At 62.4% G+C, this 10,097-nt stretch carries 9 protein-coding genes; 4 read left to right on the top strand and 5 right to left on the bottom strand.

The genetic code is table 11. The features are described from left to right. Positions 1-49 precede the first annotated feature (49 nt). Positions 50-601 (bottom strand): sigma-70 family RNA polymerase sigma factor, encoded by a 552-nt coding sequence (locus EN991_RS10620; protein ID WP_013529420.1) that lies wholly within the window; start codon positions 599-601, stop codon positions 50-52. Between the two features lie 261 nt (positions 602-862). Between EN991_RS10620 and EN991_RS10615 the strand changes: the two genes are divergently transcribed. The 3 genes from EN991_RS10615 (at position 863) to EN991_RS10605 (ending at position 4,704) form a co-directional block, all read left to right on the top strand. Further along, positions 863-1,870 carry an iron ABC transporter substrate-binding protein gene (locus EN991_RS10615; protein ID WP_013529419.1) on the top strand — a complete coding sequence of 336 codons (1,008 nt, stop codon included), beginning with the start codon at positions 863-865 and terminating at the stop codon, positions 1,868-1,870. 174 nt (positions 1,871-2,044) lie between these two features. After that, positions 2,045-3,625, top strand: a complete 1,581-nt coding sequence (locus EN991_RS10610) for an iron ABC transporter permease (protein ID WP_164753882.1) — start codon at positions 2,045-2,047, stop codon at positions 3,623-3,625. Continuing rightward, complete coding sequence (locus tag EN991_RS10605; protein WP_013529417.1) at positions 3,622-4,704, top strand: ABC transporter ATP-binding protein; 1,083 nt, start codon at positions 3,622-3,624, stop codon at positions 4,702-4,704. The genes EN991_RS10610 and EN991_RS10605 overlap by 4 nt, the downstream gene beginning before the upstream one ends. A gap of 36 nt (positions 4,705-4,740) precedes the next feature. Here the strand turns inward: EN991_RS10605 and EN991_RS10600 are convergent, their stop codons facing one another. From EN991_RS10600 to ugpB, 4 genes are all read right to left on the bottom strand, one after another. Beyond that, positions 4,741-5,802: a sn-glycerol-3-phosphate import ATP-binding protein UgpC gene (locus tag EN991_RS10600; protein ID WP_013529416.1), complete on the bottom strand. Its 1,062-nt coding sequence runs from the start codon at positions 5,800-5,802 to the stop codon at positions 4,741-4,743. Between the two features lie 8 nt (positions 5,803-5,810). Beyond that, positions 5,811-6,659: a sn-glycerol-3-phosphate ABC transporter permease UgpE gene (ugpE, locus tag EN991_RS10595; RefSeq protein WP_013529415.1), complete on the bottom strand. Its 849-nt coding sequence runs from the start codon at positions 6,657-6,659 to the stop codon at positions 5,811-5,813. Between the two features lie 9 nt (positions 6,660-6,668). Continuing rightward, on the bottom strand, positions 6,669-7,589 hold the full coding sequence (ugpA, locus tag EN991_RS10590; RefSeq protein WP_050580468.1) for a sn-glycerol-3-phosphate ABC transporter permease UgpA: 921 nt from the start codon (positions 7,587-7,589) through the stop codon (positions 6,669-6,671). 158 nt (positions 7,590-7,747) lie between these two features. Beyond that, positions 7,748-9,058, bottom strand: a complete 1,311-nt coding sequence (gene ugpB / locus EN991_RS10585; protein WP_127368709.1) for a sn-glycerol-3-phosphate ABC transporter substrate-binding protein UgpB — start codon at positions 9,056-9,058, stop codon at positions 7,748-7,750. A gap of 361 nt (positions 9,059-9,419) precedes the next feature. Between ugpB and EN991_RS10580 the strand changes: the two genes are divergently transcribed. Then, positions 9,420-10,097: MHYT domain-containing protein (locus tag EN991_RS10580; protein ID WP_281058793.1), on the top strand; the 678-nt coding region annotated here is incomplete at its 3' end.

Raw genomic sequence — 10,097 nt, 5'->3', positions numbered from 1 at the left:
GCTGGTTGCATCGGCGTCCAGCGCCTTGATGAGATCGTCCGTTCTCATGTCATTCCCGCCCGAACCGCCCCTGCCCGAATCGCTTGGCTATCGCGGCAAGTCCGCGATGCAGCGACACCCGCACCGCCGTCTCACTGATGCCGAACTTTGCCGCCGTCTCGCCGATGGACCGCCCTTCCACCGACACGGCCGAGACCACGGAGCGCTGAGCCGGCGACAGACCGTCCAATGCACGGTTGATGTCGCGCTCGCTGACGGTCTCGGTTTCCGGCTCGGCGAACGTCTCGGCGATATCGTCGACGTCGATCTCGATGCGCCGTCCGCGCCGCCTGAACGCATCGATCAGCTTGAAGCGGGCAATCGCATAGACCCACGGCAACACCGGCGCATCCTGACGCCAGGTATGCCGTTTCACATGAATGGCCAGCAAGGTTTCCTGCACGACATCCTCGGGATCGACCCCGCCCTGCACGATCTTGCGCCTGGCAAAACCGCGAACCAGCGCGGCAATCCGGTGCAGAAAGTCGGCGTAAGCCCTTTCATCTCCCGCGATCGCGGCCCGCATCAGCCGGGAAAGTTCGGCCTCGTCCTTGCCGCTCACAAGAGTTCACTCCCCGATTTTCGCGTCTCGGCGCTGATTTGTTACGTGGCCGGCGAAATAATGTCCAAGCCAAACTGTCGGCAAATCACGAAAGTTTGCGGCACCGCCGAACCGTGAGCATCACGCGGAATTGTCCGTTCGGCACCCACCTTTGCACGTCAGCGACCGATTGAAGCACACCAACAATGTTGACTATAGCTGTCATGTATCGATAGGTGCAGCCGTGACAGACCTAGGACCCCCGAAATCGAGGACAATGCCATGAAATACGCTCTTTCCACCCTCGCCGGCGCCGCTGCGCTGGCAATCAGCCTCATCGCCGGTCCGGCAAAGGCGGAAGAGGATGGCATCATTGTCTACAACGCCCAGCACGAAAGCCTGACCAAGGCGTGGGCCGAAGGCTTCACCAAGGAAACAGGCATCAAGGTCACCGTGCGCAATGGCGGCGACAGCGATTTCTCCAACCAGATCGTCGCCGAGGGCGCTGCTTCGCCCGCAGACGTCTTCCTGACCGAAAACTCACCGGCCATGGCGCTGGTCGAAAGCGCCGGCCTGTTCGCGCCGGTCGACGCGGACACGCTGGCGCAGGTTCCCCAGGACTATCAGCCGGCCAGCGGCAAATGGGTCGGCGTTGCCGCGCGCAGCACGGTCTTTGCCTATAACAAGACCAAGCTGACTGCCGACCAGTTGCCCAAGTCGATGCTGGACCTCGCCGATCCGAGCTGGAAAGGCCGTTGGGCCGCCTCCCCCTCGGGCGCCGATTTCCAGGCCATCGTCAGCGCCCTGCTCCAGCTCAAAGGTGAAGCCGCTACCGCCGACTGGCTGAAGGCGATGAAAACCAATTTCACGGCCTACAAGGGCAACAGCACGGTGATGAAGGCGGTTAATGCCGGCGAGATCGAAGGCGGCGTGATCTACCACTATTACTATTTCGGCGATCAGGCCAAGACCGGCGAAAACAGCAAGAATGTCGCGCTGCACTATTTCAAGAACCAGGATCCGGGCGCCTTCGTCTCGATCTCCGGCGGCGGTGTGCTGGCTTCGAGCAAGCATCCGAAGGAAGCCCAGGCGTTCCTGAAATGGCTGACAGGCAAAGGCGGTCAGGACGTGCTGAAAACCGGCGATTCCTTCGAGTACGCGGTCGGCAAGGGTGCGGACTCCAACCCGAAGCTGGTGCCGCTCGCCGATCTGCAGGCGCCGAAGGTCGATGCCACGACGCTGAACTCCAAGAAGGTCACCGATCTGATGACGGCAGCCGGCTTGCTTTAGTTGCCATTCGTCCTAAAAGGACACCCGACCACGCTCCCGCGGGAATTCGCCTTCCGCGGGAGTGATTTTGTTTTTCGAGATGGCATTCGTCGATGACGACACGCTGTGTTCCCGACCGCGATCGCGGTCTTTCAATTGCTGCCGCTGGACGGCAACGGCACGGCGTCTGACCTGATGCAGTCCGCGGTCGATCTCGCGCATTCGGGCCTGCCTTCGGGCACAGGCCGAAGGGCTCGGCGACGCGCACCGCTTTGGCTGGTCCTCGCCGCCATCTTCGTTGCGCTGCTGGCGCTGGTGCCGCTTGCCTTCATCATCTGGATCGCGGTGCAGACCGGCTGGGAAACAGTCTCGGCACTGGTCTTCCGGCCGCGTGTCGGCGAGCTTCTGGTCAACACTGTCCTGCTGGTCGCGCTCTCGGTGCCGATCACCATCGTGCTGTCGGTTTCGCTGGCCTGGTTGACCGAGCGCAGCGACCTGCCGGGCGCCCGGCTCTGGGCCTGGTTGTGCGTGGCGCCGCTCGCCATCCCGGCTTTTGTGCACAGCTATGCCTGGGTCACCATCGTGCCGGGACTGCACGGCCTGTGGGCCGGCGTGCTGGTTTCCGTGATCGCCTATTTCCCGTTCCTGTATCTGCCGGTGTCGGCGGCGTTGCGCCGTCTCGATCCCGCCCTGGAAGACGCCGCCGCCGCACTCGGCCTTGGGCCCCGGCGCGTGTTCTGGCGGGTCGTGCTGCCGCAATTGCGGCTCGCCATCTGCGGCGGCTCGCTGCTGGTCGGCCTGCATCTGCTGGCCGAGTACGGCCTCTATGTCTTCATCCGCTTCGACACCTTCACCACGGCGATCGTCGACCAGTTCCAGTCGACCTTCAATGGACCGGCCGCCAACATGCTGGCCGGCGTGCTGGTCAGCTGCTGCTTCGTGCTGCTCGGCCTCGAAGTGCTGGTGCGCGGCGAGGAGCGCTATGCCCGTGTCGGCTCCGGCGCGGCGCGCCATCAGCAACGCACAAGCCTCGGACGCGCCACCCTGCCTAGCCTGCTCTTGCTAGTCGTCATCACGCTTTTGGCGCTCGGCGTGCCGTTCGTCACCATTGGCGGCTGGCTTGCCGCCGGCGGCTCCGCTGTCTGGCGCTTGGACGAGATCGGCCTGGCGCTTGGCCAGACGCTGTTCCTGGCGCTCGCCGGCGCGTTGCTCGCCACCGTCGCCGCCATGCCGATGGCCTGGATCTCGATCCGCGCGCCGGGGCCATTGCAGCGTCTTCTGGAGGGCTGCAACTACATCGTCGGCTCGCTGCCCGGGGTCGTCATCGCACTGGCGCTGGTCACTATCACCGTACGCATCGCGCTGCCGCTCTACCAGACCTTGTTCACCATCCTGGTTGCCTATGCGCTGATGTTCCTGCCGCGCGCGCTGGTCAGCCTGCGGGCATCGATCGCGCAGGCGCCGGTCGAGCTCGAACGCGCCGCTTCCAGCCTCGGCCGGCCGCCGCTGCAGGCGCTGTGGTCGACGACGATCCGCCTGTCGGCGCCGGGTGCCGCGGCCGGCATGGCCCTGGTGGCGCTCGGCATCATGAACGAACTGACCGCCACCCAGATGCTGGCACCGAACGGCACCCGCACGCTGGCGATGGCTTTCTGGTCCTACAGTGGCGAGATTGATTATGCCTCGGCGGCACCCTACGCCTTCATCATGGTGGCGATGTCGCTGCCCTTGACCTGGCTGCTCTATGTCCAGTCGAAACGGATGGCCGGACGATGAGCTTTCTCGAAATCAGCGGCCTGCACAAGCAATACGGTCCCGTGGCGGCCCTTGCCGGCGTCGACCTCAGCGTCGCCAGCGGCAGCCGCACGGCGATCGTCGGTCCTTCCGGTTGCGGCAAGACGACCCTGCTGCGGCTGATTGCCGGCTTCGAGGCTCCGGACCAGGGCCACATCACGCTCGACGGTGCCATATTGGCCAACGGCGGCGCTGCGGTGCCGGCATATCGCCGAGGCATCGGTGTGGTGGCGCAGGATGGTGCCCTGTTTCCGCATCTGACCATTGGCGACAATATCGGTTTCGGCATGGGCCGCGGCGAGGACAAGCGCGCTGAGCGCATCGTCGAGCTCGCCTATATCGTCGGGCTCGACAAGGCGATCCTCAAACGCCGCCCGCACGAGCTTTCCGGCGGCCAGCAGCAGCGTGTGGCGCTGGCCCGGGCCATGGCGATGAAGCCCAGGCTGATGCTTCTCGACGAGCCGTTCTCGGCGCTCGATACCGGCCTGCGCGCCTCGATGCGCAAGGCGGTGGCCGAACTTCTGGAGGCCGCCGGCATCACCACCATCCTGGTGACGCACGACCAGGCCGAAGCGCTGTCCTTCGCCAGCCAGGTCGCGGTGATGCGCGACGGCAAGTTCTCGCAAATCGGCACGCCGCGCGAGCTCTATCTCAAGCCGAAGGACAGGATGATCGCCGAATTCCTCGGCGACGCCATCATCCTGCCGGCCAAGATATCAAATGGCTTCGCCAACTCGCCGCTCGGCCGCATCGCGGTCGACACCCATGACAGCCGCGATATCGCCCGCATCATGCTTCGCCCGGAGCAGATCGCGCTGAAGAGAACGTCGCGCGAGGGTATGTCCGGCACCTCGGACATGCTGTTCGGCGAGGTGACGGAATCCGAATTCGCCGGCTCGATGTGCACGGTCGCGGTGCGGCTCTTGAACAATGCCGATCCGCCCGATGCGGCAGCGATCGGCAACACGCCGCTGGTCCTGCGCAAACCGGGCATGGACGCGCCGGCGGTCGGCGAGATCGTCCGGCTGACTGTATCGGGAAAGGCGCATGTCTTCGCCTGAACGCCGCGTGGGTGGAGCGTAGGCCTATCTTTCTGATTAGCCGACGCGCTTTCCGGCCTGATCGAACCAGTGCAGCTTTTCTGCCTTGGCAACCACGCGCAATTGGTTGCCAACCGTGGCGGTGGCGCGACCCGCGACCCGCACGACGATCCTGCTGCCACCTGCAGCACAGTGAAGGAAACTTTCGGCGCCTACCGGTTCGACTGCCTCGACCAGCGCCGGCAGAATGAGCGCGCCGGACGGTGCCTCGGCCCCGAAGGTGACGTCGGCATCCTCGGGGCGGAAGCCGAGCGTGACGGCGTTCGCAGGCGCAAATTCAATCGTCTTGCCATCAGCCAGCGCCGGACCAGCCGGGCCTTGCGAAAGGGGCAGGAGATTCATCGGCGGCGCGCCAATGAAGGAAGCGACGAAGGTCGAGGCCGGCCTTTCGTAGACGTCGAGCGGCGCCCCCATTTGCTCGACCAGTCCGGCATTCATGACGACGAGGATGTCGGCCAACGTCATCGCCTCGAGCTGGTCATGTGTGACATAGACCGACGTGACGCCAAGCGAGCGCTGCAGGTTCTTTATCTCGACGCGCATCTGGCCACGCAATTTGGCATCGAGATTGGAGAGCGGTTCGTCGAAAAGGAAAACCCTCGGATTGCGCACAATGGCACGACCCATGGCGACACGCTGGCGCTGGCCGCCGGAAAGCTCGCGCGGGCGGCGGTCGAGCAGCGCCGAAAGTTCCAGTATTTTCGCCGTCGCGCGGACCCGGCTGTCGATCTCATCTTTCGGCGTGCCGCGGTTGCGCAGCCCATAGGCCATGTTGTCGTAGACTTTCATATGCGGATAGAGCGCGTAGTTCTGGAACACCATGGCGATGTCACGCTCGGTCGGACCGGTTGAGTTTACGATCTTGCCGTCGATCGCAACTGTTCCCGAGGAGATGGTTTCAAGCCCGGCGATCATTCTGAGCAGCGTGGACTTACCGCAACCCGACGGGCCGACCAGCACGCAAAGCTCCTTGTCGGGAACTGCGATTGAAACGCCCTTCACGGCCTCGAAACCGCTGGGGTAGACCTTCTTCACATCCTTCAGATCGACGGTCGCCATTCAGCTTCTCACTTTTCGGAATCGACCAGGCCGCGAACGAACCAGCGTTGCATCAGCACCACGACCAGGATCGGCGGCACGATGGCCAGCATCGCTGTAACCATGACCAGGTGCCATTGCGTATCGGCATCGGCGAAGGAGACCATCTTTCTGAGCGCGATGACGATCGTGTTCATGTTGCTGCTGTTGGTGACGAGCAACGGCCACAGATACTGTGTCCAGCCATAAATGAAGAGGATGACGAACAGCGCCGCGATATTTGTCCGCGACAGCGGCAACAGGATATCGAAGAAGAAGCGCCACGGCCCCGCACCGTCGACCCGCGCCGCCTCAACCAATTCGCCAGGAATTGTCATGAAGAACTGGCGGAACAGCAGCGTGGCGGTGGCCGAGGCGATCAGCGGGATGATCAGGCCCGCATAAGTGTCGATCATGCCGAGATCGACCATCACCTTGTAGGTTGGCAGGATGCGCACCTCGACGGGGAGCATCAGGGTGATGAAGATCAGCCAGAAGAAGGTCATGCGCAGCGGAAAGCGGAAGAACACGATCGCATAGGCAGACAGGATCGAGATGAATATCTTTCCCACCGCGATGCCGAGCGCCATGATCGTCGTGTTGAGCAGCAGCCTGCCGACGCTGACGCCGCCGATGCGGCCGACACCGCCGAACAATGCCTCGCTGTAATTGTTCCAGAACTGATCGCCGGGCAGGAGCGGCAATGGCGGCCTGAGGATCGTTTGCAGCGTCTGCGTCGAGGCAACGAACGTGTAGTAGATCGGGAAGGCGACGATCAATATGCCGAGGATCAGCATGGCGTGGGCGATGACGGTGCGGAGCGGTGACTGGCCGATCATCGCTCGCCCTCAGCCGTAATGGACTTTGCGTTCCACATAGCGGAACTGGATGGCGGTGAGCGAGATGACGATGATCATCAGGATGACCGACTGCGCCGCCGAGTCACCGAGGATCAGATTGACGAAGCCGTCATTGTAGACCTTGTAGACCAGCGTCTCAGTCGTCTTGCCCGGACCGCCCCCGGTGACGGCATGGACGATGCCGAACGTGTCGAACAGGGCATAGACGGTGTTGACGACCAGCAGGAAGAAGGTCGTCGGCGCAAGCAGCGGGAAGACGATGGTCCAGAATCGCTTGGTCTCGCCGGCGCCGTCCATGGCCGCGGCCTCGATCAAGGCTTTCGGCACCGCCTGCAGGCCGGCGACGAAGAACAGGAAATTGTAGCTGATCTGCTTCCAGGCAGCGGCGGACACCAGCAGGATCATGGCGTGGGTGCCATTGAGCAGTGGATCCCAGGCGATGCCGAAACTCCTCAGCATGTAGGCCAGCGACCCGATCGAAGGGTTGAAGAGGAACAGCCACAGCATACCGGCAATCGCCGGCGCCACCGCGTAGGGCCAGATCAAGAGCGTGCGGTAGAGACCTTTGCCGCGCACCACCTTCTCTGCCATGACCGCCAGCAGGAGCGCCACGCACATGGCGACGATAGCGGTCGCAAGGGAAAACACCACCGTGACCTTGATCGAGTTCAGGTAGGCCGGATCGGCAAGCACTTTCCTGAAATTGGCGAACCAGACGAACTTGGTCCTCAGCCCGAACGGATCCTGCCTGAGCATGGATTGGTAGAACGCCTGACCGGCCGGCCAGTAGAAAAAAACGAGCGTGATGGCCAGTTGCGGCGCCACAAGCAGGTAGGGAAGGACCTTGTTGGGGAACACGACGCGAGGGGTCACGGAGCCACTCCGAGGTGATGAGGCGGGGGGCACCATGCGGCACCCCTCTCCGCCAAGATGGCTTTGATGAGCGTTTCGGACTGGGCATCATCGACCATTGGCGAAATCGCAAGGCACGGCAAAACTCCCCTCACCGAGGGGAGATGCCCGGCGGGACAGGTAGGTGCGCCGTAGAGCAAGGACCTGCGCTCGCTCTAATTCCCCAGCGCTTCCTTGATCGCGGCATTGCCACGCGTAACCGCATTGTCGAGCGCCTGCTGCGCGGTCTGCTGGCCGGCGAGCATCTTCTCGAACTCCTCGTTCTGGATATCGCGCACCTGCGGCAGATTCGGCAGACGTACGCCCTTGGAATTGTCGGTCGGCGTCTTACCCGTCATCTGCAGGATCGGGGTCTCGCGGCCGACATTCTTGTCATAGAAACCGGACTTCTTGGTCGCTTCATAAGCCGCCAGCGTTACCGGCAGATAACCCGACTTCTGGTGCAGGTATTCTTGCACCTCGGTCTTCGACAGGTAGGCGAAGAAGGCCGCGACGCCCTTGTATTCCTCATCGGATTTGTCCGCGAAAACCCACAAGCTGGCGCCACCCGGCGTCGTGTTCTGCGGCGCACCCTTGGCGTCGCTGTCATACGGCAATTGGCCAATGCCGTAATTCATGCCGGACTTGACGATATCGCCAAGCCCGCCGGACGATTCGGTCATGATCCCGCATTCGCCCGCAAGGAAGATCTGCTTGGCTTCGGAGGTGCGGCCGCCATATTTGAAGGTGCCGTCCTTGGCGAGGTCCGCCAGCGCCTGGAAATGGTTGACGAAAATCGGCGCGTTGATCTTGAGCTCGACATCGCCGCCGGCCAGACCGTTCTGCTGGGTGGCCCATGACACGTCATTCCAGGCCGCGAAATTCTCCAGATGTATCCAGGTCAGCCAGGTCGAGGTGTAGCCGCAGGCGGCCGCGCCGCTCGCCTTGATCTTCTTGGCGTCTTCCCACACTTCATTCCAGGTCTTGGGTGGGCTATCGACGTCGAGACCAGCCTTCTTGAAGATATCCTTGTTGTAATAAAGGATCGGCGAGGAGGAGTTGTAGGGGAAGGAGAGCATGGTGCCGTCCGGCTTCGAATAATAGCCGACTATGCCTGGCAGATACTGGCTCTTGTCGAAGGTCATTCCAGCGCTGGTCAACACATCGGCTGCGGGCTTGATGGCACCTTCGGCCGCCATCATCACGCCGGTGCCGACGTCGAACACCTGGATGATGTCTGGCGCCTGGCCCGCGCGGTAGGCGGCAATGCCGGCATTCAGCGTCTCGGGATACGTGCCTTTGAACACCGGAACGAGCTCATAGTCGCTCTGGCTGGCATTGAAATCTTTGGAGATCTTGTCGACGACTTCGGCATTGGCGCCAGTCATGGCGTGCCACCAACTGATCTGCGTGACGGCAAAAGCGGAGGTTGAGGAAAGCATCATAAAGGTAGCGGCAACACCGGCCGCGAAGCCGAAGGACTTCATGTTTCATCTCCCGTTTGTCATTGGCGAAAGGGGGCACTCCCGCGAAGGCAATATGTGTCGCTCATGACAATCAGACAACGGTTTTGTTGCAGATCGACGAACTTCACCCTTTACCTGACGCAACGCTCGCCTCCGCTTGGAGGCATGGAGAGCGATACGGTTAGCCGGCTTAGCGCGACGACAAGCGCGCCAGGAAGCACCGTCGGGACTGTCAAGCTGGCTTTCGGCGTGTCAGCCCTGATTGCAGCCGCAGCAACCCGAAGAGACACGCCAAGGTTGCAGCCGACTTTATCGATCCCTCAACGGCAACGCGCTACTCGATACTGCTGCCCTGTTTATTTCCAAAGCTCAGGTGAAATAAATGCTGACGGTCTACAATTGTATCGTCAACGAACACGATCTGAGACTGGTCGCACTCGCCGCGCTGATCTGCGGAATTTCCTGCTTCTCTGCTGTCAACCTGCTTCAGCACATAAGCCGTTCCACAGATCGGAACCGGCTTGCCTGGCTGATGATCGCGGCCACTTCGACCGGCTTTGGCATCTGGGCAACGCACTTCATCGCCATGCTCGCATTCACACCGGGCATACCCAGTGCTTATGATCCGGCACTCTCCGTGCTTTCGCTCGCTGCTTCGGTCACTTTGACGGCAGCCGGCATGTGGATCGCCACCTTGCGGGATGAGTTCGACTATCATCTCGTCGGCGGCGCCGTGCTGGGCGGCGGTATCGCAGCCATGCACTACATCGGCATGGCGGCGTTCGAGGTTCAGGGCCGTATCGAGTGGAACCTGTTGCTTGTCGCCGTTTCCCTGCTGGCCGGCGTAACGCTCGCGGCGCTGGCGCTGCGTGTCGTGCAGCGCCGCCCCTCCTTGAAGGCGACATCCGGCGGCGCGGTGCTGCTGACGCTGGCGATCTGCACTCTGCATTTCATCGGTATGGGTGCCGTCTCCATCTTCCCCGATCCCTCGATCGTCATATCCGAATACACGATCGAGCCGACCTCGCAGGCTTTCGCCGCCGCCGCCGCCACACTGGTG

The sequence above is a fragment of the Mesorhizobium sp. M7A.F.Ca.US.005.03.2.1 genome, assembly GCF_003997795.1.
Classification (GTDB): Bacteria; Pseudomonadota; Alphaproteobacteria; order Rhizobiales; family Rhizobiaceae; genus Mesorhizobium; species Mesorhizobium ciceri.
The sequence above is the reverse complement of the archived record's forward strand: the minus strand, read 5'-3'. Positions and strand labels throughout refer to the sequence as shown.

Excerpts from the sequence above, each read along its gene's own strand:
- ugpA (WP_050580468.1), bottom strand. The coding sequence starts at position 7,589 with ATGGTGCCCCCCGCCTCATCACCTCGGAGTGGCTCCGTGACCCCTCGC.
- ugpB (WP_127368709.1), bottom strand. The coding sequence starts at position 9,058 with ATGAAGTCCTTCGGCTTCGCGGCCGGTGTTGCCGCTACCTTTATGATG.
- EN991_RS10600 (WP_013529416.1), bottom strand. The coding sequence starts at position 5,802 with ATGGCGACCGTCGATCTGAAGGATGTGAAGAAGGTCTACCCCAGCGGT.
- ugpE (WP_013529415.1), bottom strand. The coding sequence starts at position 6,659 with ATGATCGGCCAGTCACCGCTCCGCACCGTCATCGCCCACGCCATGCTG.
- EN991_RS10615 (WP_013529419.1), top strand. The coding sequence starts at position 863 with ATGAAATACGCTCTTTCCACCCTCGCCGGCGCCGCTGCGCTGGCAATC.
- EN991_RS10605 (WP_013529417.1), top strand. The coding sequence starts at position 3,622 with ATGAGCTTTCTCGAAATCAGCGGCCTGCACAAGCAATACGGTCCCGTG.
- EN991_RS10610 (WP_164753882.1), top strand. The coding sequence starts at position 2,045 with ATGCAGTCCGCGGTCGATCTCGCGCATTCGGGCCTGCCTTCGGGCACA.